Raw genomic sequence first — 26124 nt, 5'->3', positions numbered from 1 at the left:
GTGAACCCAGAAGCGGTCTGTCAGGAAGAGCCAACCTTCCCGCTGACTGTTGGCAAATTTACCCGTACGGAGGGTTCACCGGCCGTTCTACGGTCAGGACCAAGGTCGGTTGGGAGGTCTGGTGACCGTCAGTACTCATGCTCGGCGTACCCGCGCTCACGTGTCCGGCGCGGCCAGTACGGCGGTGCGCCCCGTCCTGGAGTCCCAGCGACGCCCGGCCCGGGTGCTGGCCGCGTTCCCCGCGGGCGTGTACCTGGAGGTCAGGACCGATCTGGAGCCGTCCGTGATCGCCGTCATCACCGGCGACGCCACCCGGCTGCCCAACTCGGTGCTGCTGTCCACGCCGCTGCCCCAGCTCACGGTGGGTGACGAGGCGACGGTGGGCGACCGGACGATCGATCTGGGGCCGCTGAGCCTGAGCGTACGGCGATGGTGGGATCCCGCGCCGCCGCTGGGACGGCTCGATCCGGCCCGCCTGGCGGAGGCGGAGGCCGCTCTGGCCGATCCGCCGGGGGCCGGGCTGGCCGGCGACGAAGCCGTGGAGCAACTGGCCGACAGCTGCGCCAGGGGCTGGCTGCTGGGTGCGGTGACGGCGGCGGAGCGGCTGGTGGGGCTGGGCCCCGGGCTGACGCCGAGCGGTGACGACGTGCTGGCGGGGCTGCTGGTGACGCTGCGGCACCTGGGCCGGGCGGCGCGGGCGGAGCGGCCGCAGTGGCTGGCCGGCTGGCTGGCGGCGACCGTCACGTTCGACGCGCGGACGCGGACGACGCCGTTGTCCGCCACGCTGCTGCACTGCGCGGCCAGGGGCGAGGCCAGCCCCGAGGTGATCGCGGTGCTGCGCGGCATCGCGGGCAGGCAGGCGCTCGAACCGGCCCTGCGCCGGCTGCACCGGCTCGGCCACACCTCGGGCGCCGACCTGGCCCAGGGTGTCGCGATCGGGGTACGGGCCGTCCGCTCGCTGAGCGGGGCCCGATGAAGGGTCTGCCCCAGGCGGTGCTCGTACGGAGAGGGACCTACCACGACTCGGTGACGCTGATGCGGGTCAGCCGGGCGCTGTCGGAGCTGCCCGGCGTGCACGCGGCCATGGTCGCCATGGCGACCGAGCTCAACGTGTCGATCCTGCGGGAGATGGGCTTCGGCGTGCCGGAGACCGACCCGGGCGACCTCGTGATCGCCGTACGGGCACGTGACACGGACGCGGCGGTCGAGGAGGCCGACCGGCAGCTGACCGCGGCGCCCAGGCCGGAGGAGTTCTCCGGCGAGCAGCCGCCGCTGACCACCCGCTCGGCCGCCGCGCGCGGTCCCGCCGATCTCGTCCTGGTCTCGACCCCGGGCGAGTACGCCTTCTTCGAGGCCCTGGACGCCGTCGAGGCCGGACTCAACGTGATGATCTTCAGCGACGGCGTCACCGTCGAGCGGGAGCGCCTGCTCAAGGAGCGGGCCGAGGCGCGGGACGTCCTGGTCATGGGCCCCGACTGCGGCACCGCGGTCATCGCGGGCGCGGGCCTGGGCTTCGCGAACGTGCTGACGCCCGGCCCCGTCGGCGTGGTCGCCGCGTCCGGCACCGGCGCGCAGCAGGTGACGTGCCTGCTCGACCGGGCCGACACCGGCGTGAGCCACGTGCTCGGCGTGGGCGGCAGGGACCTGTCGGCCGAGGTGGGCGGGCTGTCGGCGCGGCGGGCGCTGCGCATGCTGGACGACGACCCGGGCACCGAGCTGATCGTGCTGATCTCCAAGCCGCCGGCCCCCGAGGTGGCGCGGGCCATCGAGGCGCTGCCGCTGCGCACGCCCGTGGTGCGGGCCCTGCTCGGGCCGGGCGCGCCCGATCTGACGGAGGCGGCCGAGCAGGCGCTGCGGGCTCTCGGCAGGTCCGTCCCCGAGTGGCCGTCCTGGCCCGCGTGGCGCGGCGGCCGGGCCACGCCGGAACGGATCAAGGGCCTGTACGCGGGCGGCACCCTGAGCGTGGAGGCCGCCGCGGTGGCCGGCGCCGGGGAGTTCACCGACTTCGGTGACGACGCCTACACCAGGGGCAGGGCGCATCCGATGATCGATCCGGCGCTGCGCGTGGAGGCGCTGGGGCGGGCCGCGGAGACGGACGTGGTGCTCATGGACGTCGTCCTGGGGCACGGCGCCGACCCCGATCCGGCCGCCTCGCTCGCCCATCCGATCGCGCGCAGCCCCGCCACCGTCGTGGTCGCCCTGATCGGCACCGAGGGCGACCCGCAGGATCTGCACCGCCAGGCGGGGGCCTTCCGCGAGGCGGGCGCGGCCGTCTTCCTGTCCAACGCCCAGGCCGCCCGCCACGCCAGGAGCCTCCTGTGACCTCTTTGCTCGACGCACCGCCCCGGGTGATCACCGTCGGCGCGGGGCTGCTGGACGAGGCGCTGCGGGCGCAGGCCGTGCCGACGACGCCGGTCGCCTGGCGGCCGCCGCTGCCCGGCACCGCCGAGGACCTGGCCAGAGTGCTGGCCGACCCGCGCCGGCACGAGGCGAACGAGCGGGCCGTGGCCCGGCTGGTGTCCGCCCGGCCGCACCTGGTGGGCGTGCGGCGGGCGTCCGAGGTGCTCGGGCCCGGCGTGTTCCTGCACGCGGGCCCGCCGATCACCTGGGAGCGCGCCTCGGGCCCGATGCGCGGCGCGCTGATCGGCGCGATGCTGCTGGAGGACCTGGCGGCCGACGAGCACGACGCCGCCGACCGGCTCGCGGCGGGCGCGGTCGCGCTCCGCCCGTGCCACGAGCAGGCGACCGTCGGTCCGATGGCGGGCGTGGTGAGCCCGTCCATGTGGCTGTTCGAGGTACGCGACGACGAGCACGGCGGCACCGCGTACTGCTCCCTGAACGAGGGCCTGGGCAAGGTGCTGCGCTACGGCGCGTACGGGCCCGAGGTGCTGGAGCGGCTGCGCTGGATGGACGGGGTGCTCGGCCCGGCCCTGGCGGGCGCGCTGGAGCGTACGGGCCCGATCGACCTGCGCTGGCTGATGGCACAGGCGCTGCAGATGGGCGACGAGCTGCACAACCGCAACCGCGCCGCCACCTCGCTGCTGCTGCGCGAGCTGGCTCCCGCCGTGGTCGAGGCCGCCCCCTCCGACGCGGCGGCGGTGCTGCGCTTCATCCACGGCAACGACCACTTCTTCCTCAACGCGGGCATGGCCGCCGCCAAGGCGGCCACGGACGCGGCCCGCGACGTCCCCGGCTCGTCCCTGGTCGTCGCGATGGCGCGGAACGGCACCGACTTCGGCATCCAGGTCTCAGGACTGGGCGGGCGCTGGTTCACCGGCCCCGCGGGCGTGCCCGACGGGCTCTACCTCGGCTCGTACGGCCCCGCCGACGCCAACCCCGACATCGGCGACTCCACGATCACGGAGACGTCGGGGGTGGGCGGGTTCGTGATGGCGGCGTCGCCGGCGATCGTGCGGTTCGTCGGCGGCGAGGTGGCGGACGCGGTGCGGGCCACCCGCTCGATGTACGAGATCACGCTGGCCGAGCATCCGGCCTTCCAGATCCCCGGCCTCGGTTTCCGCGGCACGCCGGTCGGCATCGACGTCACGCTCGTGGTGCGGACGGGCCTGCTGCCGGTGGTCAACACCGGGATCGCGGGCCGGGTCGCCGGAACGGGGCAGGTGGGGGCGGGGCTGGTCGAGCCGCCGGTCGAGGCGTTCACCGGCGCGCTGCGCGCTCTCGCCGAGGCGATTAAGTGATCCATTTTGAATTCCGACATATCCCCACGTCGGAACTTATGTAAGGCAACATCACCTTCCCTTGCGCATTCGCCGCCGATATCGTAACGATCCTCATAATCTGCAAGTAGCGTGGAAACGCACGTGACGGATGAGGCGAGATGGGGGCGGAACATGGCAGCCGACCGCTTGCTCAGCGGGCCCGGCTCAGAGGAAGGTGCCACGGGGGGCGCTTCACAGAGCCAGGGACGCCTGATCGGCAGGCGCTACCGACTGATGTCGCCCGTCGGCAGGGGCGGCATGGGCATGGTGTGGCACGCGCATGACGTGCTGCTCGACCGGGACGTCGCGGTCAAGGAGCTGATCCTCCCCTACGGCCTCGACCACGCCGGCAAGCAGGTCGCCCACCGGCGCATGCTGCGCGAGGCCAGGTCGGCCGCGCGGCTGACGCATCCCGGCATCGTGACCGTGCACGACGTCGTCGAGGAGGACGGCCGCCCCTGGATCGTGATGGAGCTGGTCCGGGCCTGGTCCCTGGAGCAGGCCGTGCGCCAGAGCGGGCCGCTGCCGGTGATCCAGGCCGCCGAGATCGGCATCCGGGTGCTCGACGCGGTGCGGCACGCGCACGCCGCCGGGATCCTGCACCGCGACATCAAGCCGGGCAACGTGCTGCTCACCTCGGACCGGGTGGTGCTGACCGACTTCGGCATCGCGGCCATCGAGGGCGACGTCACGATCACGCAGACCGGGCTGCTCATGGGCTCCCCCGCGTACATCCCGCCGGAGCGACTGTCCGGCCAGCCGATCACGCAGGCGGCCGACCTGTGGTCGTTCGGCGCCACCCTGTACGCCGCGGTAGAGGGCCGCCCGCCGTACGAGGGGCCCGACCCGGTCGCGGTGCTCGGCTCCGTGCTCACCCAGGACCCGATCACGCCGCAGCGGGCCGGCTCGCTGCTGCCGGTGATCGAGGGGCTGCTGCTCAAGGATCCGGCGCGGCGGCTGACCTCGACCCAGGTCATCGAGATGCTGGAGGCGGTGCTGCGCGCGCACGGCGCGCCCCGCCCGCGCACGCCCGAGGCGCTGCCCAGCCAGTCCGACCCCACGCCCGCGGGGCTGCTGCCGCCGCTGGACACCCCGTCGGGGCCGATGCCCTCACGGATCGTGGAGACGCCCTCAGGTCCGGTACGGGTGCCGTACGACCCGCAGGGCAACCCGTCCGGCGGCTACTCGATGCCGCCCTACGACGGTCTGACGAGCCCGTCGGCCGGCCACCGCACCGACCAGCTGCCGCAGTTGCCGCGTATGCCCGGCGCCCCTTCCGGCCCGCGTCCCGGCACGTACGACTCCCTGGCGAGCTCCTCGGGTCCGTACGACTCGCTCGCGAGCAATTCGGGCGGGTACGACTCCCGGGGCGGCTCCTCCGGCCCCTACGACTCCCTGGCCGGTTCCTCCGGCCCGTACGACTCGCTCGCGAGCAGTTCGGGCCCGTACGACTCCCTGGCGAGCGGTTCGGGCCCGTACAACTCCCGGCCCGGCTCCTCCGGTCCCTACGACTCCCTGGCCGGTTCCTCCGGCCCGTACGACTCGCTCGCGAGCAGTTCGGGCCCGGCCGGGATGCCCTTCGGCGCTCCTCCCGGCCCCAGGACGGGCCGGCACCCGGACGACGACCTGGACAGCCCGGCCTGGCCGCGTCCCCAGCCGATCCTGCCGCTGACCACCGACAGCCGTGCCTCCGCCGCCACCCCCTGGCCGCTGGCCTCGCCCGACGACCTGCGCGAGCAGTCGCGCGGCCTGTCGCGCGACATCGGCCGCGACCGCCTGACCACGCTGCCCAGCGCCACTCCCCGCGCGGGCAAGAGCCGGCGCAGGAGCGAGGAGGACGACGGCCCCTGGGTCCGCGACGGCCGGCCCACGCCCCTGACGATCATCAGCTCCCTGCTGGCGCTGACCGTCGTGACGGGCGCCGTGCTGATCATCCTGACCGGCGGATCGCCGGGGACGCCGCCCACCGCGGCGACCGCCGTCGCCACGGGAGCCGCCACGCCGGGCGTCTCGCCGCTGAAGGCGGACGACGGGCCGTCCAGCGCGCCCGAGGGTTACACGATGCGCACGGGCGCGGGTTTCGCCGCCGCCGCGCCCGCGAGCTGGAAGCCGGGTGACGACGGCGACAGGTCCACCTTCAGCGGGCCGAAGGACTCCGGGATGCGGATCGTCGTGGAGCGGGCCACCCCGCAGTCCGACGGCGGGCTGACCGCGCTGGGCCGGCAGGAGGCGGACGGCGGGCTGGAGAGCTACATCCAGGTGCAGCTGCAGAGCGTGGACTACCGCGACTGGCAGGCCGCCGACTGGGAGTACACCTACACCACCCCCAACGGCGTCCCCATGCACGCTTTGACCAGGTACGTCTCGATCGACAAGAAGGCCGCGTTCAAGATCACGTTCGATCTGCCCGAGCTCAAATGGGACGACCAGGCCGGCACCCGCGAGGTGTTCCTGAACACGTTCCGGCAGGCCTGACATATTGCACTGACCATTCCAAAACGGGTAGCGTGCCTCTCGTGGCACGACCGAGGAAGTTCGAGGAGACGCGGGCGGTCGAGGCGGCCATGCGCGCGTTCTGGGACGCGGGCTACGAGGCCACCTCGACACAGGACCTGTGCGCCGCGACCGGCCTCGGGCGCAGCAGCATCTACAACACCTTCGTCAGCAAGCACGATCTGTTCGAGAAGGCGCTGCTGCACTACACGGCCTGGCGCAACGCGCAGTTCACCGAGCTGATGACGGGCGAGGGGCCGGTCAAGGAGAAGATCAGGACGCTGCTGTGGTGGTCGGTCGACCCCGAACCCGCCGATCCGGCCGGCTGCCTGGTGATCAACACGCTGGTCGAGCTGGCCCCGCACGACCAGGGCGTCGCAGAGCTGCTGCGCCGCGACACCGACCTGCGGGTCCAGGTCATCAGGTCCGCCCTCGAGACCGCCCGGCTGCGCGGCGAGATCGGCGCGGACAAGGACCCGCTGGCCCTGGCCCACTTCGTCACCGCCACGATCAACGGCCTGGGGGTGGCCGCCAGGGGCGGGACGAGCCGGGCCGCGCTCGAGTCGATCGCGAAAGTCGCGCTGGACGCGATCTGATCTTTTGCTGCCCTTGTTTTGTACTGATCAATCTAAAATTGAGGAGGTCGCCATGCCGTTGGCGGTCTACATCCTGGGGCTCTCCATCTTCGCCCAGGGCACGTCCGAGCTGATGCTGGCCGGGCTGATCCCGGTGATGTCCGCCGATCTGGGCGTCTCCGTGCCGGAGGCGGGCCTGCTGATCTCGGCGTTCGCGATGGGGATGCTGGTGGGCGCGCCGGTGCTGGCCATCGTCACCTCGCGCTGGCCACGCCGTACGGTGCTGCTGGCGTTCACCGCGATCTTCGTGCTGACCCACGTCGTCGCCGCGCTGACGTCGAGCTACGGCGTGCTGTTCGCCACCCGCGTGGCGGGAGCCTTCGTGTACGCGGGCTTCTGGGCCGTGGCGGCGAGCACCGCGATCGGCCTGGTGCCCGTCAACGCCCGGGCCAAGGCGATGAGCGTGCTGGCCGGCGGGCTGACGGTGGCGACCGTGCTCGGCCTGTCCGCCGGGACGATGATCGGCCAGCACCTCGGCTGGCGGGCGGCCTTCTGGACGGTCGCCGCGATGTCGGCACTGGCCGGAATCGGCGTCTTCGTCACCATCCCTGGCGGCCGCCCGCAGCGGGCCACGACCCCGGCCCCGGCCTCGAACACGGCTTCCGGCACGGTTTCCGACCCCACTGACAACCAGGCGTCCGACTCCGCTACCGACGTCTCCTCGGGCCCGGCCTCCGGAGTCGTCGCCGAGTTGCGCGCGCTGGCCCGGCCCGCGCTCTGGCTGGCGTACGCGACCACCGCCCTGACCACGGCCGCGCTCCTGGCCTCCTTCAGCTACCTGAGCGCCCTGCTGATCGGCACCACCGGCCTGGACGCCGCCTGGGTGCCCGCCGTCCTCGCCCTCTACGGCGTGGGCTCGCTGATCGGCATCACCATCGGCGGCAGGATCGCCGACGCGCGCCCCTTCCCCCTCCTGTACGCCGGCGTCACCGGCGTCATCCTGACCTCGGCCGCCCTGGCCGCCTCCGCGACCACGGCGCTGCTCGCCATCCCGCTGATCTTCCTGCTCGGCGCGTTCGGCTTCGGCACCAACCCCGCGCTGAACGCCCGCCCGTTCGCCCTGGCCAGGAACGCGCCCACGCTGGCCGCGGCGGTGAACGTCTCCGCCTTCAACGTCGGCATCACCGTGGGCCCCTGGCTGGGCGGCCTGGCCATCGGGGCGGGCCTCGGCTACGCCTCGGTCGCCTGGATCGGCGCGGCGATCGGGGTGGTGGCCCTGGCCGCCGTGGTGCTCGCCGCGGCCCTGCACCGCCGGGTTCCGGTCATGCCGGAAACCGCGAGCACGAGTCCGGTACGGTCGGCCGTATGAGGCTGGCGAGCATCTCCTTCTATCCCGTCAAGTCCACGGCGGGACACGAGGTCACCGCGGCCGAGGTGGAGCCGTGGGGCCTGGCGGGCGACCGCCGCTACCTGGTCACCGGCGCGGACGGCGAGGTGCTCACCGCCCGTGTGGAGCCGCGCCTGCTGGCCTGCGTCGCCCGGCTCGACGGCGGCGCGCTCACCCTGACGGGGCCGCACGCGCCGCCGCTGCCGGTCTCGCCCGCCGGGTGGCGCTCCACGGTCACCGTGTGGGGCACCCCGGTCGAGCTGACCGACTGCGGCGACGCGGCGGCGGAGTGGCTGAGCGCGCTGGTGGGGCGGCCGGTCCGGCTCAAGTGGCTGGACGACCCGGCGCGGCGCCCGGTCGATCCCGCCCACGGCCGCCCCGGCGACCGGGTGAGCCTGGCCGACGGCTACCCGCTGCTGCTCACCTCGGCCGCCTCGCTCGCCCGGCTCGACGACTGGATCGCGGAGACGGCCCTGGAACGCGGCGAGGAGCCGCCCGCGCCGCTGCCCATGCGCAGGTTCCGGCCGAACGTGGTGATCGACGGGGTGGCGGAGCCGTTCGCCGAGGACGAGTGGAAGCGGCTGCGCATCGGCGAGGTGGAGTTCCGGGTGAGCAAGCGGTGCGACCGCTGCGTGCTGACCACGGTCGACCCGGACACGTACACGAAGGGCCCCGAGCCCATCAGGACGCTGGCCCGGTTTCGCAAATGGGACGGGAAGGTGTGGTTCGGCATCAACCTGATCCCGGACGAACCCGGACGGCTCGCCACAGGTGACCCCGTCACCGTTTTCTAATGAAAAATGCCGCTTTCCCGATCAAAATTTATTCACCGTCCTTTTTGGGGCGAAGTTAGGGGTTATGCGAGACTTCACGGGTGACGAGTGCCCCCACGAAGCCCGCGGTCTCCCCCTCTGACCGGATCTCCCGCGTCCAGCGCCGCACCCTGGTGGTGCTCTCCGCAGCTCAGATCGTGGGCGGGGTGGGGGTGGCCGTCGGTCTCGCGCTCAGCTCGGTCGTCGTCGACGAACTGTCCGGCTCGACGGTGATCAGCGGCTTCGCCGGCACCGCCACCGTGCTCGGCGCGGCGCTGCTGGCCCTGCCCACGGCCAAGGCGTCGGGCCAGGGCGGGCGCCGGGCCGGGCTGTCGCTGGCGTACCTGGCGGCCCTGGCCGGATGCGCCATCTCGGTGCTGGCGATCAGCCTGCGCTCCTGGCCGCTGCTGCTGGCCGGGCTGGTCCTGGTGGGCGGCGGCAGCGCGGCCAGCCTGGCGTCCCGCTACTCCGCCACGGACCTGTCGCCCAAGGGCCGCGCGGCCCGGCACCTGTCGCTGGTCGTCTGGGCCTCCACGATCGGCTCCGTGGCCGGCCCGAACCTGGCCAAGCCCGCCGACCAGATCGGCATGCGGCTCGGGCTGGTGGAGAAGGCGGGGCCGTTCGCGTTCGCGGCGCTCGCCTTCGCGCTGGCGCTGATCGTCGTCATCGGTTTCCTCCGCCCCGACCCGCTCACGCTGGCTCGCGAGGTGAACGGCAGCAAAGACCCCGGCCCCGGACGCAACCGGACGATCAGGACCGCGTGGCTCACCCTGCGCACGACCCCGATGGCCCGCCGCGCCCTGGTCATGATCGCGGTCAGCCACACGGCGATGGTCTCCGTCATGTCGATGACTCCGGTCAAACTGCACCACGACGGCTCGAACCTGGACGTCATCGGCCTCGTGATCAGCCTGCACATCGCCGGCATGTACGTGCTGTCGCCCGTCGTGGGCTGGCTGGCCGACAAGGCGGGCAAGGTGCCGGTGCTGGTGCTCGGCATGGCGCTGCTGCTGAGCGCCGCCGCCCTCGCCGGCACGGCTGGGCACCGGGTGTGGCAGGTCACGGCGGCCCTCGTGCTGCTCGGCCTGGGCTGGTCCTGCGGCCTGGTGGCCGGCTCCGCGCTCGTCTCGGAGTCGGTCCCGCTGGAGGGCCGCCCCGCCGTCCAGGGCCTGTCGGACCTGATCATGAACGTCTGCGGCGCCACCGGGACGATCGTCGCCGGGGCCATCGTCGGCATGCTGGGCTACGGCATGCTCGGTCTGGTCGTGGGCATCATGGTCGCCGCCGCCGGCCTGTGGCTCGTCGCCGTCCGCCGCCACCCCACCCCCGACCACCCCTGACCCAGCCGCCGCCCCACCCCCGACCCAGCCCCCGGCCCTTGGCGCGCCACCCTCGACCGCCGGCCCCGCGCGCCCGGCATCGGCTCTGGGCGGAGCGGCCGGTCCGCGTCCGGGTCAGCTGCCAGGGGTCACTTGGCGTCGGCGTAGGAGGAGACCGCGACCGCCTCCATCGGGAACCGTACCGGCGTCTGCCCGAACAGCAGCCGGCTCGCCTCGGCGGCCGACTCTGTCACCGCCGCCATCACCTCCCCCGCCTGCTCCGCCGGGCAGTGCACCATCACCTCGTCGTGCTGGAAGAACACCAGCCGGGCCGGCTCGGGCAGCCGCCCGCGCAGCACCGCCAGCAGCGCCAGCGCCCACTCCGCCGCCGTGCCCTGCACCACGAAGTTGCGGGTGAAGCGGCCCCGGTCCCTGGCCGCGCGCGCACCCTCGGGCCCGGACACCAGCTCCTTCCATTTCGCCGACGGCGGCGGGCTGGTGCGGCCCAGCCAGGAGCGGACGATCCGGCCCTCCTCCCCAGCCTTGGCCGCGTCCTCGACGAACTGGTAGGCCTTCGGGAAGCGCTGGCGCATCACGGCCAGCAGTTTGGCGGCGTCGCCACTGGTGCCGCCGTACATGGCGGACAGCATCGCGATCTTGGCGTGGTCGCGCTCGCCCCCGAACGCCTGCGCCAGCGCGGAGTAGAGGTCGATCTCCCCGGCCGCCCTGGCCAGCCCCCCGTCGCCGGCCATCGCGGCGAGCACCCTGGGCTCCAGCTGCGCCGCGTCGGCGACGACCAGCACCCATCCGTCGTCGGCCATCACCACGCGCCGCATCACCTTGGGGATCTGCAGCGCCCCTCCCCCGCTGGTGGCCCACCGCCCGGACACGACCCCGCCCACCACGTATTCGGGCCTGAACCGCCCGCCGCGCACCCACTGGTCGGCCCACGCCCACCCGTGCGCGCTGAACAGCCGGGCCAGCTCCTTGTAGGCGAGCAGCGGCGCGACCGCCGGATGGTCGATCCGCTTCAGCTCCCACGACCGGGTCGTCTTCAGCGCCACCCCCGCGCCCTTGAACGCCTTGACCAGCTGCTGCACCGAGTCGGGGTTGACCGGATGACCGAACGCCGCCGCCACCTCGTCGGCCAGCGCCTGCAGCTTGGCCGGGCGCATGCCGTGGACGGGACGCGGCCCGAGCAGCTCGGTCAGCAGCGCGTCGTGCACGTCACGGCGCCAGGGCATGCCCGCCTGCGACATCTCGGCCGCCACCAGCGCGCCCGCCGACTCGGCCGCCACCAGCAGCCGGAACCTGCCCGGCTCGGGCAGCGCGGCGATCCGCCCGAGCTGGTCGGCCAGCACCTCGGCGACCGCCTCCGCGCCGAGCGGCTCGGGCGCGAACAGCGTGCCGGGCGCGTCCGGCTGATCGTCCGGCACGGGCAGGCCGTGCAGCCTGGCGTGGGCGGCCCTGGCCGAGCGGGGCTCGCCGTAGCGGCCCTCGAAGGCCAGCAGCAGCCCCTCGGTGAGCGCGAGGTCGTGGCAGCGCGCCACCCGCACACCGCGCTCCAGCAGCGGCGGGTACGCCTCGCGCGTGTCGGCCCACACCCACCGGGGCCCCCGCGCCGCCTCGACCTCCCGCACGACCCCGGCCATCCCATCCGGACCGCCGGCGGGCACCTCGGCGAGATCACCGGCCCGGCCACCCGCGGAATCACCGTCGGGAACGCCGGCCCGGCCACCGGCGGGACCGGCCGCGGGAGGACCCGGCGTCTCCCCGACCGGCAGCAGCCTCTCCCCCGCGACCACGACGTACACGAGGTCAAGAGTGCCAAACGCCTCCGACAGAACGGCCGCCAGGTGGCCGTCAGACGGTCAGCGGGATGCGCACTTCGTCCTCCAGCGGCGGCTCCAGCTCCTGCGCCAGGCACCCCGTGGCCCCGAAGCAGCGCAGGGTGAGCGCGTCGGAGGTGACCGTGACGTGCAGGAACTGCTTGAAGAACGGCGGCGTGTCCCAGTCGGACAGCTCGGACAGGAACCGGTGGAACACCTTGTCCACCGGCAGCCGCAGCGGCCACGGCCAGGCCCCCAGCAGCCGGGCCGCCCACCGCATCCGCCGGGTGATCCGCACGGGCCCTGCCATGGTCCTGACCGGCTCGTTCCTGATGCGCTCCGACATGATGCAGGCCGCCTCGGACGGCGTCAGGTAGAGCCATCTCATCCGCAGCCGCTTGGCGTAGAGCTGGCTGTAGAAGGACAGGGAGTCGCCGCGCAGCGGGTAGCACCTGAAGTCGTCCTCGTGGACGCCGGCCACGTCGACCCGGTCGATGATGTGGGTGGCGTGCATGAACGCGCCGCCGCCTCCGGTCACGACGTACTGGATCATCCTGCCGTCGTCCAGCCTGACCGGATAGCGCTGGTAGTTGTGCACGTCGCCGCCGATGGCCGCGACGTACCGGTGCGCCGGGTCGCGCACGATGTCGTCGATCGTCCCGCCGCCCTCCAGCCGCGACGGCTTGTACACGTTGCCGGTGTAGATCGGCTTGCCGGTGACGAGGATCTTCGGCCTCGGGTCGCGGGAGACGCGGCGCAGCCACTCGGTCTGGGCCCGGTCGATCTCGTTGCGGATGCCGGTGTCGACGCCCACGATCAGCAGGCTGTCGCTCTCGATCGCCCAGTACGGCCCCGGCTGCGCCGCCGGCGGGCCCGCCTGCTGCGACGTCTTGCCCCGCAGCTTGCGCGCCTCGGCCAGCGCGGCCTCGTCGATCGTCTCCGGCTTGCGCCACAGCACGCCGCGCAGCCCCCGGTCCGGCTTCGGCTTCAGCGGCGGCGCGTCGCAGAAGACGCGCATGAAGCCGCCGAGGCCGTCGTACCAGTCGTGGTTGCCGGGGATGGCGTAGATCGGGGCGTCATAGTCCTGGTACGGGCGGAAGAACTTGTCGCCGTATTCGTTGCCCGATCCCGTCGGATAGATCACGTCGCTGGCGATGACCGCGAAGGACGTCTTTTCCCCTATTTTCAGCAGGCCCGGAACAACGGAGTACTGCGACGCGTCTCCCTCACCCGTATCGCCCAGCAACAGGAAAGTGAAATCTCCCCCTACCGGCGGCTTGATGCGAAATTCCTGGTCAATCCCCCGCGCTTCCTGCGCCTCCACCCAGCGCGCCCGGACCTGTCCGGAAGGATCACCGAACAATCCCGCGAGGATCTCGTTGCGCGAGCGCCAGAGCGTCCCTAAATTGAGCCAGGAGAAACCACGGCGATCCGGTCTGAGCTGCGCGAACGTCCCCGTCTGCGCACAGGCCCAGCCGGCCCCCTCCTCGGAGATCCGGGACGACGACTGCTTTCCGCGTTCGGCCGCAACTTCCACCATGACCACATCTTTACGGTGATCTACCATTCGCGCATCCTGAACGCTCCGTACCGTAAGGAACACACAAGGTGCGCAATGGTGTAGCCTCACCCCCCAAGCAAGCGGTTGGGACCGCCCAGGGAGGCTCCCATGACGCGTAACGGCCCGGACGACGCGACCCGGAAGGGCACTTCGGAAATGGACGCCATCGTCGGCCTGCTCGCCTTCGCCCAGACCCGGCCGCGCTGGAGCGGCAGCACCGCCCTGGACAGCGCGAGCCAGGCGATCGCGAGGAGCAGGGCGCTGGCCAGGAAGTCCCCCGGCGAGTACACCGAACTGCTCGCCCGCTGCCTGCGCACGACCGCCAAGCTGCAACTGCGGTGGGGCCGGGCGACCGAGGCGCTGCCGCTCGCGCAGGAGGCGGTGGCCGTCGCCCGCCCGATCGGCGGCGGCCCCCTGGTGCTCTCGCTGGTCTGCCTGGCCACGGCGCTTGAGGCCCTGCACCGCTACAGCGAGGCCGCCGCCACCATGGCCGAGGCCGAACAGGTCCCCAGGACCGACTGAACCGCCCAGGAGACCTGGTGGAGAACTACGGCGGGGGGATGAGGGCGCCGGGGTTGAGGATGCCGGCCGGGTCGAGCTCGGCCTTGACCGCGCGCAGGACCGCCGCGCCGAGCGGACCGATCTCGGCGCCGTACGCGTCGCGGTGGTCGCGGCCCACCCCGTGGTGGTGGGTGATGGTGCCGCCCGCCTCGACGATGGCCGCGTTCACCGCCGTCTTGGCCCGCTCCCACTGCGCGACGGGGTCGGAGCCCTGCGGGGTGACGACGGTGAAGTACAGCGAGGCGCCGGTCTCGTACACGTGCGAGATGTGGCACATGACGAGCGGCGGGTGCGCCGGATCCAGCGCGCCGAGCAGCGCGAGCCTGACCGCGTCGTAGAGCCGGGGCAGGTTCGCCCAGAACCCGGCCGTCTCCAGCGTCTCCACGGTGGCTCCGGCCGCGAGCAGGGAGTCGCGCAGGTACGGCGCGGAGAAGCGGCCGTGCTCCCACGCCCGCCCAGGCTCGGGCCCGAGCGGCTCCCCGCCCATCCGCGCCAGCACGGCCGAGGCGGCGGCGTGCCGCTGCCCGATCGCTGCCCCTTCATACCCGGCGATCAGCAGACACCCGGAACCGCCCGATCCACCCGATCCACCCGGACCGCCGGGATCATCCGACCCACCCGAGCCGCCCGAGCCCTCCGAAGGGCCGGAGCCGCCCGAGGCGCCGGAGCCGCCTGAGCCGATCGAGTCGGGCTTGGCCAGGCCGATCAGGGTCTCGGTCTCGTCCGAGAGCCGGAGCACCGCCGGCAGCGGCCCCTCCTGGGCGAGCGCCCGCACGGCGGCGGAGCCGGCCGTGAAGGACGGGAACCGCCAGCCCTCGTAGCGGCGCTCGGCCGGCGACCGCCGCACGCGCAGCCGCAGCGACGTGATGACCCCGAAGGCGCCCTCCGAGCCGAGCACGAGCTGGCGCAGGTCGGGCCCGGCCGCCGACTTGGGCGCCCGGCCGAGGTCGAGGGTGCCCGACGGGGTGGCCAGGGTGAGGCCGACGACCATGTCGTCGAAGCGCCCGTAGCCGGCGGAGGCCTGGCCGCTGGAGCGGGCCGCGGCGAAGCCGCCGAGCGTGGCGTACTCGTACGACTGGGGGAAGTGACCGAGGGTCAGCCCGTGCCCGGCCAGCAGCCGCTCGGCGTCGGGAGCCCGCACTCCCGGCTCGAACTCGGCCACCATCGACTCGGTGTCCACCGACCGCAGCCGGTCGAGCCGGCCGAGGTCGAGCGCGATCACCCCGGTGAAGCCGGAACGCGCGGCGGCGAGCCCGCCGACGACCGAGGTGCCGCCGCCGAAGGGCACGACCGCGATCCGCTCCCGCGAGCAGAGCCGCAGCAGCTCGGCCACCTCCTCGTGCGAGCCGGGCAGCACGACCGCGTCGGGCGCGGCCGAGCCGTCGCCGGCGCGCATGAGCAGCAGGTCGGGGGTGGACTTGCCGCGCGTGTGCCGGACGCGGTCCTCGTGCCCGGTCCGCACGTGCCCGGCTCCGGCGATCTCGGCGAGCGCGCCGAGCAGCGGCTCGGGCAGGGCGACCGGCGCGAGCCGCACCGACTCCAGGCCGGCGGCGGGCGTGGCGGGCGCGCGCACGCCGAGCAGGTCGCGCAGCAGCCCGCGGACGCTCTCCGGAAGCTCGCGCGCCTGGGCGGGGTCGCCCCAGCCGGACCACAGCATCGGTTCTCCAGTCACGCATACACTGTGACACATGACGTCGATTCGTCACAACGACGAGGTTCTGGACGCGGCCCGCGACTGCGTGCTCGCCTACGGGGTGCGCAGGACGACGCTCACGGACGTGGCGCGCAGGGCGGGGGTGTCGCGGATGACGCTCTACCGCCGCTGGCCCGACGTGCGCACGCTGGTGGCCGACGTGATGACCAGGGAGTGGGTACGGGTGGTGGAGGGGCTGGACACCTCCGACCCGGTACGCGCGGTCGTGTCGGGCGTCAGAGGGCTGCGCGGTCACCCGCTGTGGCGCAAGATCGTGGAGGCGGACCCTGAACTGCTCGTGCCGTACCTGCTCGACCGGCGCGGCGCCACCCACGAGGCGGTGCTGGAGGTGCTGGAGCCGGTGGTCGGCGACGCGCGCAGGGCCAGGGCGGTGCTGCTGGTCGCCCAGTCGTTCCTGCTGTCCGCCCCGACCATGCTCGACCCCGTGACGCTCGACGAGCTCGACGACGAGCTCGCCGCCCTGCTGGAGGCCTACCTTGGATAGCTCGCTGAACGCCGCAAGAAGGTCCCTGGAGCTGCGCCGGGTGGCCGGCGAACGGGTGGACGTGCTGGTGGTGGGGCTGGGCGCGACGGGCGCGGGCGCCGCGCTCGATGCCGCCTCACGAGGGCTGAGCGTAGCGGCGATCGACGCGCACGACCTGGCGTTCGGCACGTCCAGGTGGAGCTCCAAGATGGCGCACGGCGGGCTGCGCTATCTGGCCAAGGGGCAGGTGGACGTCGCGTACGAGAGCGCGGTCGAGCGCGGGATCCTGCTCCGCAGGACGGCTCCGCACCTGGTGAAGGCGCATCCGTACCTGCTGCCGCTGACCCGGGCGGTGTCGCGCAGGCAGGCGGCGCTGGTGATGGCCGGCTACCGGCTCGGCGACGGGCTGCGGGCCGCCGCGCGCACCTCCCGCCGCCTCCTGCCGGGCCCGTCCCGGCTGAGCGCGGCCCGCGCCCACACGCTGTCGCCCGTGCTGGCCGTGGACGGGCTGCGCGGCGCGCTGCTGTCGTGGGACGGGCGGCTGCTCGACGACGCCCGCCTCGTGGTGGCCCTGGCGCGGACCGCCGCCGGGCACGGCGCCCGCGTGCTGACCAGGTGCCGCGCGCTGCGGCTGACCGGCGGGGGCGCGGACGTGCGCGACGAGCTGACCGGCGAGGAGTTCACGATCCGCGCCAGGGTGGTGATCAACGCCACCGGGGTGTGGGCGGGCACGCTCGACCCGGCGGTGGAGCTGCGCCCGTCCCGCGGCACGCACCTGGTGCTCGGACCCGGCACGCTGCCGGGGCAGATCGCGGGCATGCACCTGCCGATCCCCGGCGAGACCAACCGGTTCGCGCTCGTGCTGCCGCAGCGCGACGGCCGCGTCCACGTCGGGCTGACGGACGAGCCGGTGGAGGGACCGGTCCCCGATGTGCCCGAGGCGCCCGAGAAGGACGTCAGAGCGCTTCTGGAGGTGTTGAACGGGGTTCTTGAGGTTCCGGTGACCAGAGAGGCGGTCGCGGGCGTCTACGCGGGCCTCAGGCCCCTTCTGGCGGCCGACGGGAGGACGGCCGACCTGTCCAGGAGGCACGCGGTGCTCACGGACGGCGGCGTGGTGACCGTCGTGGGAGGCAAGCTGACGACATATCGGCGCATGGCCGAGGACGCGGTGGATCGAGCGATCTCGTACGGGAACCTCCGGGCCGGACGGTGCCGCACCCGAAAGATCCCGCTCGTGGGAGCGGGCCCGGTGCCGTCAGGGGTGCCGGCGAGCCTGGCCGAGCGCTACGGCGCGGAGGCCGGAGCCGTGCACGAGCTCGTCAAGAGACACCCGGAGGAGGTCGGGCTCGGCCTCACCGAGGGCGACCTGCTCTGGTCCCTGCTGCACGAGGGGGCGCTCGACGAGGGCGACCTGCTGGACCGGCGGACCAGGATCGGCCTGGTCGGGCGGGACAGGGACCGTGCCCTGCCCGCGACACGGGCCGTGCTCGACCGGATCTCGTCCGCCTGACCCATCCGATCCGTTAGGTTAGTCTTACCTAAGTCGGATCGGGGAGAGGGCAGGCACGTTGGCGAGGGGCTGCGAACATCCCGCGGGATGTCACACAGGGGAGGTGCCCACGCTGGCCAGCGCCACCGTGGGAGCCAGGCTGTGGCTGCTCATCGAATACACCGGAGCCTGGCCTTCGCGCCTGGAAACGCTCGAACTTCCGGGAAAAATCTCAGAACTCGTCCGCCGGGCCCTCGAACGCGGTATCAGGCCCCAGCTGATCCGCCGTCCAGGCAGGCGAACCCGCCCGCAGGAGCAGGGGATCCGTGTGCTAGTGGGCTACGCGGCGGGGCCGAACCCCTGGTTGGCCTCGGGTGTCGTCGCAGGTCCCGACGATCTTGACCTGGACGCGCTGGTGGCCGGAGTGGTCCCGGAGTCCTGCATACTTGAAGACGAGCCGGTATTTCTGGTCTGCACGCACGCCAAGCGCAATGTGTGCTGCGCCCGCATTGGACTACCCCTCGCTCGGTCGCTGGCGGAAAACCTGCCGGACAGAGTATGGGAAACGTCACACGTTGGCGGCGATCGGTACGCCGCCAACCTCGTGTGCTTGCCACACGGAATTTTCTACGGCAGCATGTCTCAGGCTGCTGCGTTGGCAGCGGCTAACGCGTACCGGTCGGGCGAGGTCATTCTCGACCGCTACCGGGGACGCGCAGGCATCCCTGAGCCATTGCAGGCCGTCGAGCACTTCGCCCGAGCCCATACGGGAGAGTGCTCCGTCGGCGCGGTGGCCGTGGAATCCTCCAGGACGGACGGCGACGTCACCGAAGCCATTGTGCGCATCGGGGACGTCCGGCTCCAGGTTGTGGTCGAGCCATCGGCGTTCACGGCGCCGTGTGGCACCGCTTCGGCTTGCGCCGAGACGATCACCACCTACCGGCTGGTTTCGCTGGACAGGCTCACGCCTGTGCGGTACGCCACGCCCGCTCTCGCCTGAGCAGGGAACATCACGGCCCTACGTTGCGTTGGAACAGTGACGCCAAAAGCGTCCAATGCGGCTCAATTACCGAAATACCTCTCACGAAGGTGGTTTTCTCATGTCTCAGGTACGTCGGCAGCTCGCCCGCCCGCGCCCCAGCTGGGGTTGGCAGGATGATGCCGCGTGCCGGGGTGAGGACCTCGTGCTCTTCTTCGGCCCCGACGGGGAGCGGCAGCCCGAGCGTGACGTACGAGAGCGGAAGGCCAAGGCGATCTGCGCCCAGTGCCCTGTCCGCAACGAGTGCCTAGATTACGCGCTCTCGCGGCCCGAGAAGTACGGCACGTGGGGCGGTCTCAACGAGGACGAGCGGGCGAGCGAGCGTCGCCGTCGCATGCGCCGCGCGGCCAGCGCCGGCATCTCCGCCGCCTGACACACCCGGCAGCGTCACCATCGCGTGATCACGCAGTTGTCCCGATGAACCAGAGCCTGGCCAGCCAAGCACAGGCTCTGGCGAACCCGGTCGGGACAACTGCCTGATCAGGCGACCACAATCATCAACCCCCCGCTTCACGTGCCGAATCGGCGGCGAGCGGGAGGGAGCACATGAATCGGACCGCGGGCGCCAGCCGCGGTCCGAAGTCATTTCCAGGGTCGTCTCCGGCGAGCACGACCGGCTCCGGCGCGGCGGGGCAGGCGGCTAGGGTTCCTGGCATGCCGGCATCAGATACCGCATCCGTGACCGCGGACGACCTGGACGAGATCGTGCGTCTGGCCGTCGAGCTCCTCGCGGACACCACAGAACCCGCCTGGAACGCCAAGGCGGGCGACCTCGAATGGACCTGCTGGGAGACCGCCGAGCACCTGGCCGACGACCTGTTCGCCTACGCGGTCCAGCTCGGCCTCAGCACGGGGCCGCTGGACGTCTACGTCCCCTTCGCCGCCGAGAGCCGCCGGCCCGGCGGACCGCGCAACTCCGTGCACGCCGACCGGGCCTCGGGTGTCAGCGGGCTGATGCAGGTGCTGCAGGCGAGCGGCGCGCTGCTGAGCGCGATGGTGCGCACGGCCCCTCCGCACGCGCGCGCCCATCACACCTTCGGGCCGGCGGACGCGGCGTCCTCGGCCGCGATGGGCCTGGTGGAGACCCTGGTGCACACGCACGACCTGGCGCGGGGGCTGGGGCTCGACTGGGATCCGCCCGCGGAGATCTGCGCGAGGGTGCTGAACAGGCTCTTCCCCGACGCTCCGCGCGGCACCGAGCCATGGGCCACGCTGCTGTGGGTCACGGGCCGCGCCGAGCTGCCCGGGCGTCCGCGCCTGACACGGTGGCGCTGGTACAACGAGCCGCCGTCACAGACTCCGTGACCGAAACCCGCCGCCGGTACGACCGTAACCGGGCGACGGCGTTGCTCCGTCAGACGATGAGATCGTCGAACTCGCCGTCCTTGGCTCCCAGGACGAACGCGGTGATCTCGGCCTGGGTGTAGACCAGGGCGGGCCCTTCGGGGAAGCGCGAGTTGCGCATGGCGATCTCCCCGGTGGGCAGGTTCGCGACCTCGACGCAGTTCCCGTTGGGATTGCTCCGCTTGCTCTTGCGCCAGACGACGGGAAGGCGGCCGGCGGACGTTCCGTTGTGGAACTCATGCATGGGGACGGCTCCTCGCGATCTTACGGATGCACGTGCATCCGCGTTTGCGAGCTGACAATACGGCAGCACGGAGAGCTCCATATACCGGACGACCAAAAATCACGGTATGGAGTGGATCACAGGGATATCCAGGACCTCATCCAGATATGAGCCGCTCCAGGAAGCGCCTGGTCGCCTTCGGCTCCTCCGCCTGGATGCTGAGCCGGTCCATGACCTCCATGTACTGGTCAGAGTCGGCGGGTTTGTCCAGGTAGAGGGCGCTGGTGAGCTGCTCCATGTAGACGACGTCGGGCAGCTCGCGCTCGGGGAAGCGCAGGATGCTGAACGGCCCGCCGGCCGCCGCGTGACCACCGCGCTCGAACGGCATGATCTGCACGGTGATGTTCCGCTCGGCCGTCATGTCGAGCAGATGGGCGATCTGCCCCCGCATCGTCTCCGAGCCGCCCAGGGTCCGGCGCACGACGGCCTCGTCGATCACCGCCCAGATCGTCAGGCCGCTCTCCAGCCGCTTCTGCCGCGTCGTGCGCAGCGTCACCCGGCGGTCCAGCTCGGCTCTGGACGCCTTCTCGTGGGCCAGCTCGATCACCGCCCTGGCGTAGGCGGGCGTCTGCAGCAGGCCGGGCACGAACTGGTTCTCATACGTACGGATGCTCGACGCGGCCCCCTCCAGGCCGATGTAGACCTCGAACCAGGAGGGCAGCAGGTCGCCGTACTGGTGCCACCAGCCGGGGGCGTTGGCCTGCTTGGCCAGGGCGAGCAGGGGCTCACGCTCGGCCGGGTCGGTGACGCCGTAGAGGGTCAGCAGGTCGGCCACGTCGCGCTGCTTGAAGCTGACCTGGCCGAGCTCCAGCCGGCTGATCTTCGCGTGAGATGCGCGAATCGAGTATCCGGCGTCCTCCCGCGAGATACCCTGCTCCGTACGGAGCCTGCGCAGTTGGGTCCCGAGCAGGATCCGCAGCACTGTCGGGCTTCCCGGCGAATGGCGGAGAAGCTGCCCTTCCGCGCTCTGTGCGCTCACTGCACCGCTCCTAGGTCATCTGCACGTGCAGATGCGATTCGCATCCGTAAACGATGAAAAGTCTTGCATCGGTAAGCGCTCCCCGTAAAGATGGGCATTGGATCACCAGACCGCGCTTCGGGGGCCAGAATGACGACTTTCGACGCTCGGCCGCAAGCCGCCACCGGCACCCGGCCACCCGTGTGGCTTACGCCCATCCTGGTGGAAGGGCGTGCCGGGGAGTGTGATGCCGTCTTCCCCTTCCACCAGCGCACCGCTCTCGAACCCGCCTGCGTGGCCATGGCGCGGCGCTTCGTCGACCAGACGCTCGGCTCCTGGGGGGCGCTCGAGCTGGCCTTCGATACCCAGCTGGTGGTCTCCGAGCTGGTCACCAACGCGATGCGGCACGGCGGCGGCGCCGCGCAGTTACGGCTGGTCTCGCACGAGGCGCAGCTCGCATGCGTGGTGAACGACCACAGCAGGACCGTCCCCGTGACCTCGGCGCCCGACGTGTTCTCCGAGTACGGACGCGGCCTGCGGCTGGTGGACGCCCTCTGCACGACGTGGGGGTGGCTCTCCCCCGGCGGCTCCGGCAAACTCGTCTGGGCGGTCATCGCCGGCTGACCGGCACGAAAGGACTGAGCGCCGAAGGACCCGGTCTGAAAGGGCCTCAGTCCGTACTGCCTCGGTCCGGACGGCCCCGGTCCAGGCGTTCAGCAGGTCTCAGGCCCGGTCCAGCAGGCGCAGGACGTCGGCGTCGGTGAGCTGTTCGAAGTGCTCGTACCACTGGCCGACCGCCCTGAAGTCGATGGGCGTGAGCAGCACCACCACCTCGTCGGCCTCCGCGCGCAGCGACTCGACGGTCTCCGTGGCCCCGACGGGGACGGCCAGCGTCACCTTCGCCGGCCGGGCCCCGGCGACCGCTCTGAGCGCCGCCCGCGCGGTGCTGCCGGTGGCCAGGCCGTCGTCGACCACGATCACCTCCCGGCCTTCGAGCGCGGGCAGCGGCCGGTCGCCGCGGTAGGCGCGGACGCGGCGGGCCAGCTCGCGCCGTTCGTCCTCCACCACGTGGGCGACGGACTCGGGCGTCAGGCCCAGGCGGCTCAGCAGCGTCAGGTCGAACACCGGCTCGCCGCCCTCGGCTATCGCCCCGACGCCCAGCTCGGGCGTCGGGGGATAGCCGATCTTCCTGGTCACCAGCACGTCGAGCGGCGCGCCGAGGGCCCGCGCGATGGGCGCGGCCACCGCCACGCCGCCGCGCGGCAGGGCCAGGATCACCGGGTCGTGCGCGTCCTGCAAGCGTTCGGCCAGCAGGGCTCCCGCCTCGGCCCGGTCCGCGAAGTACTCCATCAAACTCTCCCGAGGGGACTATCGCCTTCAGGCGACGGGGGAATCGGAAGCGGGAGGGCCGTCAAGCTCCGAGCGTGCAGTGACTTGTCAGGTCTGCGCATCAGAGATCTCCGTTCATTAGATGGATGGCGCTGTCATAGTGATCGTGTGACTCGCCAGGTGTGCACTTCCCCGGGCGTGGCGTACGACCTCGGATATCACGTGGTGTGGTGCCCGAAGTACCGCCGCCCGGTCCTTGAGGGGCGGGTGAAGGACCGCCTGGAGGAGTTGATCCGGGCCAAGGCCGACGAACCCGGGTGGGAGATCGTGGCGCTCGAGGTGATGCCGGAGCACGTGCATCTGTTCGTCAAGTCCCACCCGAAGAACTCGCCGTCGTACGTGGCCAACCAGTTCAAGGGGTTCACCTCCCACCACCTGCGTGCCGAATTCCCTCACCTGCGTTCCCCGTTGCCCACCCTGTGGTCACGGTCCTACTTCGTGGCCACGGTCGGCGCGGTGCCGGCCGAGACGGTCCAGCGCTACATCGACACGCAGGACGAGCGGCCCTCCAAGGGCGGTGGCCGTGCGTAGGTCGTACACGTTCCTGCTGCGTCCCACCGCACGTCAGGCGGCGGCGCTCGCGGCATGCCTCGAGGACCACCGGCAGCTCTACAACGCCGCTCTGGAGCACCGGCGCACCGCCTACGCCAAGGCGGGCGCGAGCGTCCGATACGGAGACCAGTCGGCCGACCTCAAGCACATCCGCGCCGACGACCCGGACGGCCAAGGCCGCTGGTCGTTTTCCTCGCAGCAGGCCACGCTGCGGCGACTTGACAAGGCGTTCCGCGCGTTCTTCGACCGCGTCAAGGCGGGCCGCACGCCGGGCTACCCCCGCTTCAAAGGGCGTGGCTGGTTCGACAGCGTGGAGTGGCCCAAGGACGGCGACGGCTGCCGGTGGGACTCCCAGCCCGAGCACCCCGCCGCGACCTACGTCCGGTTGCAGGGCATCGGGCACGTCCGTGTCCACCAGCACCGCCCCGAACACGGAAGAGTGAAGACGATCAGCGTCAAGCGCGAGGGCCGCCGCTGGTACGTGCTCGTGTCGTGCCAGGACGTACCCGCTCAGCCCCTGCCCGCGACAGGTGCGGTCACCGGTATCGACATGGGCGTGGCGTCGCTGGTCACCACCTCCGACGGCGAACACGTGCTCAACCCGCGTCACCTGGCGGCGACCGCTGACCGTCTCACCGTCGCGCAGCGGGACCTGGCCCGCAAGCAACGCGGATCCAAGCGCCGCCGTAAGGCCGTCGCCCAGGTCGCCGCCCTGCACGCCAAGGCCCGCCGCCAGCGGCTCGACGGGGCACACAAGACCGCGCTGGCGCTGATCCGCAACTACGACGTGATCGTGCACGAGGACCTGCGGATCACCAACATGACCCGCTCGGCGTCCGGCACGATCGAGGCCCCCGGCCGCAACGTCGCCGCCAAGGCCGGTCTCAACCGGAGCATCCTGGACGCGGGTTGGGGGGTGTTCCTGACGATCCTCGCGCACAAGGCTGAAAGCGCCGGTCGAGAGCTGATCGCGGTGAACCCCGCCGGCACCTCCCGCACCTGTGCCCGATGCGGGCACTGCGCGAAAGAGAACCGCGTCACCCAAGCGGAGTTCGCCTGTACGGCGTGCGGGCATGCCGCGCACGCCGACGTGAACGCGGCGGTCAACATCCTCAGGGCAGGGCTTGCCCTTCGCCGGGCTGCGGAAGCGGCTTAGCGAGAAGCCGCTCCCTTCAGGGAACGGAGGAGTCACGACCTGTGCTTACCCGCTGACAGCCGCTCCTCGCCTCCCCCCGGGCCAGCGATCGGCAATCCCTTTCACGGCATCGGTGAAGACGCCGTGAAAGGGAAATACCGTGCCAGCGCCGGACAGCGTCCTGTCGGGGTCGTGACAGAGCACCCTGTCTGAAGCGCCATTTCCGGCCGCCACGCCAGAGAGCGCTCTTTCAGCCCTTCAAGGCGCCTCCTCAGCGGGCTGTCATGGGCGGTTGCGGCCTGAGCGGCGCATCTCCTTGGTGATCACCTTCCACTTGTTCTGCTGCTCCTTACGCAGCCGCGCGTCGGTCCTGGAGGCCATCCAGGCGGCCTCCCGCTGGAGCTTGCGCCAGCTCTCCAGCCGCCGCTCCGGCAGCTCGCCGCTCTCCAGGGCGGCCAGCACCGCGCAGCCGGGCTCGCCGTTGTGGCCGCAGTCGCCGAACCTGCACCGCTCGGCCAGCGCCTCGATGTCGGCGAAGACGAGGTCGACGCCCTGGCCGATGTCGTAGAGGCCCACCCGGCGGATGCCGGGCGTGTCGATGATCAGCCCGCCGCCGGGCAGCGGGATCAGCTCGCGGTGCACCGTGGTGTGCCGGCCGCGCCCGTCGGCCGCGCGTACGTGCTGGGTCTCCATGACGCCGTCGCCGGCCAGCGCGTTGACGAGGGTGGACTTGCCCGCCCCCGACGGGCCCAGGATGACGGCGGTGCGCGAGCCGCCGAGGTAGGAGGCGGCCAGCTCGACGCCGTCGCCGAGCAGCGAGGAGACGGCGTGCACGTCGACGCCTGGAGCGGCGACGCGGACGTCGTCGAGCAGGCCGTCGAGGCCGTCCTCGAACAGGTCGGACTTGGTGATGAGCACGACGGGCGTGCCGCCGGACTCCCAGGCCAGGGCGACCAGGCGCTCGATGCGGCCGAGGTCGGCGAAGTCGGTCGAGTGCATCGACGGCTCGGCCACGAAGACGACGTCGACGTTGGCCGCGAGCACCTGGCCCTGGCCGTCGCCGGACAGACCCCCGACGGAGTCGCGGCTGACGCCGCCGCGGACGAAGGCGGTGGTCCTCGGCAGGACCTCGTCGAGCTCGTAGCGGCCCTCGGGCAGCCATCGGAGCGCGACCCAGTCGCCGACGCACGGCAGTGCGACCGGGTCGGCGGCGGAGGCGCGGCGAACGCGGGCGCCGTATCTGGCGTGATGCTGGCCGTCCGCGGCGATCACCTCGGCGGCGCCGCGGTCGATGCGGGCCACGCGGGCGGGCACGGTTTCGGCCGGCAGCTCGGCGGCGCGCAGGTCGCTCCAGCCGAGCAGGGAAAGGTCGTGAGACAACGCAGTGAACCTTTGTTTCGAGAACGAAGAGGAAAGAAAGGGCTGCTCAGGTGAGCGCCCGGAGGTGGACTGACGGCACGCTGAAAACGGCGACCCGCATAGGTCCTCACCTCCTCGATCTC

General features: G+C 72.2%; 24 protein-coding genes. 17 read left to right on the top strand and 7 right to left on the bottom strand.

Translation table 11 applies throughout. The features are described from left to right. Positions 1 to 121: 121 nt before the first annotated feature. From OIE67_RS08230 to OIE67_RS08195, 8 genes are all read left to right on the top strand, one after another. Positions 122 to 976 (top strand): DUF2877 domain-containing protein, encoded by an 855-nt coding sequence (locus tag OIE67_RS08230; RefSeq protein WP_245955468.1) that lies wholly within the window; start codon positions 122 to 124, stop codon positions 974 to 976. Next, positions 973 to 2322 carry an FdrA family protein gene (locus OIE67_RS08225; RefSeq protein ID WP_326638222.1) on the top strand — a complete coding sequence of 450 codons (1350 nt, stop codon included), beginning with the start codon at positions 973 to 975 and terminating at the stop codon, positions 2320 to 2322. The genes OIE67_RS08230 and OIE67_RS08225 overlap by 4 nt, the downstream gene beginning before the upstream one ends. Next, the gene (locus OIE67_RS08220) at positions 2319 to 3698 is read left to right on the top strand and encodes a YlbE family protein (RefSeq protein WP_326638219.1); all 1380 of its coding nucleotides are present in this window, start codon (positions 2319 to 2321) and stop codon (positions 3696 to 3698) included. The genes OIE67_RS08225 and OIE67_RS08220 overlap by 4 nt, the downstream gene beginning before the upstream one ends. Positions 3699 to 3953: 255 nt before the next feature. Then, complete coding sequence (locus OIE67_RS08215; protein WP_326638218.1) at positions 3954 to 6194, top strand: serine/threonine-protein kinase; 2241 nt, start codon at positions 3954 to 3956, stop codon at positions 6192 to 6194. A 41-nt stretch (positions 6195 to 6235) separates the two neighbouring features. After that, positions 6236 to 6808, top strand: a complete 573-nt coding sequence (locus tag OIE67_RS08210) for a TetR/AcrR family transcriptional regulator (protein ID WP_326638216.1) — start codon at positions 6236 to 6238, stop codon at positions 6806 to 6808. Between the two features lie 52 nt (positions 6809 to 6860). Next, on the top strand, positions 6861 to 8156 hold the full coding sequence (locus OIE67_RS08205; protein ID WP_326638214.1) for an MFS transporter: 1296 nt from the start codon (positions 6861 to 6863) through the stop codon (positions 8154 to 8156). After that, a complete protein-coding gene (locus OIE67_RS08200) occupies positions 8153 to 8968 on the top strand; it encodes an MOSC domain-containing protein (RefSeq protein ID WP_326638212.1) in 816 nt (271 codons plus the stop codon). The genes OIE67_RS08205 and OIE67_RS08200 overlap by 4 nt, the downstream gene beginning before the upstream one ends. Positions 8969 to 9048: 80 nt before the next feature. Next, a complete protein-coding gene (locus tag OIE67_RS08195; RefSeq protein ID WP_326638210.1) occupies positions 9049 to 10326 on the top strand; it encodes an MFS transporter in 1278 nt (425 codons plus the stop codon). A 128-nt stretch (positions 10327 to 10454) separates the two neighbouring features. Here the strand turns inward: OIE67_RS08195 and OIE67_RS08190 are convergent, their stop codons facing one another. Together OIE67_RS08190 and OIE67_RS08185 are read right to left on the bottom strand one after the other, a co-directional pair. Further along, positions 10455 to 11957 carry a bifunctional 3'-5' exonuclease/DNA polymerase gene (locus OIE67_RS08190; protein ID WP_326645257.1) on the bottom strand — a complete coding sequence of 501 codons (1503 nt, stop codon included), beginning with the start codon at positions 11955 to 11957 and terminating at the stop codon, positions 10455 to 10457. Between the two features lie 211 nt (positions 11958 to 12168). Then, a complete protein-coding gene (locus OIE67_RS08185) occupies positions 12169 to 13380 on the bottom strand; it encodes a metallophosphoesterase family protein (protein WP_326638208.1) in 1212 nt (403 codons plus the stop codon). A 423-nt stretch (positions 13381 to 13803) separates the two neighbouring features. On the opposite strand from OIE67_RS08185, the gene OIE67_RS08180 reads away from it, so the two are divergent. After that, positions 13804 to 14217 carry a tetratricopeptide repeat protein gene (locus OIE67_RS08180; RefSeq protein ID WP_326638206.1) on the top strand — a complete coding sequence of 138 codons (414 nt, stop codon included), beginning with the start codon at positions 13804 to 13806 and terminating at the stop codon, positions 14215 to 14217. Between the two features lie 25 nt (positions 14218 to 14242). On the opposite strand, the gene OIE67_RS08175 is transcribed toward OIE67_RS08180, so the two are convergent. Further along, positions 14243 to 15913 carry an FAD-binding oxidoreductase gene (locus tag OIE67_RS08175; protein WP_326645255.1) on the bottom strand — a complete coding sequence of 557 codons (1671 nt, stop codon included), beginning with the start codon at positions 15911 to 15913 and terminating at the stop codon, positions 14243 to 14245. Positions 15914 to 15944: 31 nt separating this feature from the next. Between OIE67_RS08175 and OIE67_RS08170 the strand changes: the two genes are divergently transcribed. From OIE67_RS08170 to OIE67_RS08150, 5 genes are all read left to right on the top strand, one after another. After that, the gene (locus OIE67_RS08170; protein ID WP_106234274.1) at positions 15945 to 16454 is read left to right on the top strand and encodes a TetR/AcrR family transcriptional regulator; all 510 of its coding nucleotides are present in this window, start codon (positions 15945 to 15947) and stop codon (positions 16452 to 16454) included. Continuing rightward, positions 16447 to 17943 carry a glycerol-3-phosphate dehydrogenase/oxidase gene (locus OIE67_RS08165; RefSeq protein ID WP_326638203.1) on the top strand — a complete coding sequence of 499 codons (1497 nt, stop codon included), beginning with the start codon at positions 16447 to 16449 and terminating at the stop codon, positions 17941 to 17943. The genes OIE67_RS08170 and OIE67_RS08165 overlap by 8 nt, the downstream gene beginning before the upstream one ends. 103 nt (positions 17944 to 18046) lie before the next feature. Next, the gene (locus tag OIE67_RS08160) at positions 18047 to 18922 is read left to right on the top strand and encodes a sucrase ferredoxin (protein ID WP_245955467.1); all 876 of its coding nucleotides are present in this window, start codon (positions 18047 to 18049) and stop codon (positions 18920 to 18922) included. Between the two features lie 100 nt (positions 18923 to 19022). Next, positions 19023 to 19334, top strand: a complete 312-nt coding sequence (locus tag OIE67_RS08155; protein ID WP_080036407.1) for a WhiB family transcriptional regulator — start codon at positions 19023 to 19025, stop codon at positions 19332 to 19334. A 281-nt stretch (positions 19335 to 19615) separates the two neighbouring features. Then, positions 19616 to 20266 (top strand): maleylpyruvate isomerase N-terminal domain-containing protein, encoded by a 651-nt coding sequence (locus OIE67_RS08150; protein WP_326638192.1) that lies wholly within the window; start codon positions 19616 to 19618, stop codon positions 20264 to 20266. A 49-nt stretch (positions 20267 to 20315) separates the two neighbouring features. Here the strand turns inward: OIE67_RS08150 and OIE67_RS08145 are convergent, their stop codons facing one another. Together OIE67_RS08145 and OIE67_RS08140 are read right to left on the bottom strand one after the other, a co-directional pair. Next, a complete protein-coding gene (locus OIE67_RS08145) occupies positions 20316 to 20549 on the bottom strand; it encodes a DUF397 domain-containing protein (protein WP_106234268.1) in 234 nt (77 codons plus the stop codon). 136 nt (positions 20550 to 20685) lie between these two features. Next, positions 20686 to 21567 (bottom strand): helix-turn-helix domain-containing protein, encoded by an 882-nt coding sequence (locus OIE67_RS08140; protein ID WP_326638189.1) that lies wholly within the window; start codon positions 21565 to 21567, stop codon positions 20686 to 20688. Between the two features lie 201 nt (positions 21568 to 21768). On the opposite strand from OIE67_RS08140, the gene OIE67_RS08135 reads away from it, so the two are divergent. Next, entirely contained in the window at positions 21769 to 22170 is a 402-nt protein-coding gene (locus OIE67_RS08135) for an ATP-binding protein (protein ID WP_326638187.1), read from the top strand. Between the two features lie 99 nt (positions 22171 to 22269). Here OIE67_RS08135 and OIE67_RS08130 read toward each other — a convergent pair whose 3' ends face one another. Beyond that, complete coding sequence (locus OIE67_RS08130; RefSeq protein ID WP_326638185.1) at positions 22270 to 22896, bottom strand: phosphoribosyltransferase; 627 nt, start codon at positions 22894 to 22896, stop codon at positions 22270 to 22272. A gap of 159 nt (positions 22897 to 23055) precedes the next feature. On the opposite strand from OIE67_RS08130, the gene tnpA reads away from it, so the two are divergent. Both tnpA and OIE67_RS08120 read left to right on the top strand, forming a co-directional pair. Further along, positions 23056 to 23466, top strand: coding sequence for an IS200/IS605 family transposase (tnpA, locus tag OIE67_RS08125; RefSeq protein WP_456094165.1), 411 nt, complete (start codon positions 23056 to 23058; stop codon positions 23464 to 23466). After that, entirely contained in the window at positions 23459 to 24643 is a 1185-nt protein-coding gene (locus OIE67_RS08120) for an RNA-guided endonuclease InsQ/TnpB family protein (protein WP_326638181.1), read from the top strand. The genes tnpA and OIE67_RS08120 overlap by 8 nt, the downstream gene beginning before the upstream one ends. Before the next feature lie 261 nt (positions 24644 to 24904). Here the strand turns inward: OIE67_RS08120 and rsgA are convergent, their stop codons facing one another. After that, complete coding sequence (gene rsgA / locus OIE67_RS08115) at positions 24905 to 26002, bottom strand: ribosome small subunit-dependent GTPase A (RefSeq protein WP_106234262.1); 1098 nt, start codon at positions 26000 to 26002, stop codon at positions 24905 to 24907. Between the last annotated feature and the right edge of the window lie 122 nt (positions 26003 to 26124).

The sequence above is a fragment of the Nonomuraea fuscirosea genome, from assembly GCF_035917475.1.
Lineage (GTDB): Bacteria > Actinomycetota > Actinomycetes > Streptosporangiales > Streptosporangiaceae > Nonomuraea > Nonomuraea fuscirosea.
Note: the sequence above shows the minus strand (reverse complement) of the source record. Positions and strands in the feature narration are given on the sequence as shown.

What these genes read in the sequence shown, in the direction of transcription:
- OIE67_RS08190 (WP_326645257.1), bottom strand. Translation starts at nt 11,957, where the DNA reads ATGGCCGGGGTCGTGCGGGAGGTCGAGGCGGCGCGGGGGCCCCGGTGG.
- OIE67_RS08225 (WP_326638222.1), top strand. Translation starts at nt 973, where the DNA reads ATGAAGGGTCTGCCCCAGGCGGTGCTCGTACGGAGAGGGACCTACCAC.
- OIE67_RS08145 (WP_106234268.1), bottom strand. Translation starts at nt 20,549, where the DNA reads ATGCATGAGTTCCACAACGGAACGTCCGCCGGCCGCCTTCCCGTCGTC.
- OIE67_RS08205 (WP_326638214.1), top strand. Translation starts at nt 6,861, where the DNA reads ATGCCGTTGGCGGTCTACATCCTGGGGCTCTCCATCTTCGCCCAGGGC.
- OIE67_RS08130 (WP_326638185.1), bottom strand. Translation starts at nt 22,896, where the DNA reads ATGGAGTACTTCGCGGACCGGGCCGAGGCGGGAGCCCTGCTGGCCGAA.
- OIE67_RS08180 (WP_326638206.1), top strand. Translation starts at nt 13,804, where the DNA reads ATGACGCGTAACGGCCCGGACGACGCGACCCGGAAGGGCACTTCGGAA.
- OIE67_RS08150 (WP_326638192.1), top strand. Translation starts at nt 19,616, where the DNA reads ATGCCGGCATCAGATACCGCATCCGTGACCGCGGACGACCTGGACGAG.
- OIE67_RS08170 (WP_106234274.1), top strand. Translation starts at nt 15,945, where the DNA reads ATGACGTCGATTCGTCACAACGACGAGGTTCTGGACGCGGCCCGCGAC.
- OIE67_RS08215 (WP_326638218.1), top strand. Translation starts at nt 3,954, where the DNA reads ATGTCGCCCGTCGGCAGGGGCGGCATGGGCATGGTGTGGCACGCGCAT.
- OIE67_RS08200 (WP_326638212.1), top strand. Translation starts at nt 8,153, where the DNA reads ATGAGGCTGGCGAGCATCTCCTTCTATCCCGTCAAGTCCACGGCGGGA.
- OIE67_RS08175 (WP_326645255.1), bottom strand. Translation starts at nt 15,913, where the DNA reads ATGCTGTGGTCCGGCTGGGGCGACCCCGCCCAGGCGCGCGAGCTTCCG.
- OIE67_RS08155 (WP_080036407.1), top strand. Translation starts at nt 19,023, where the DNA reads ATGTCTCAGGTACGTCGGCAGCTCGCCCGCCCGCGCCCCAGCTGGGGT.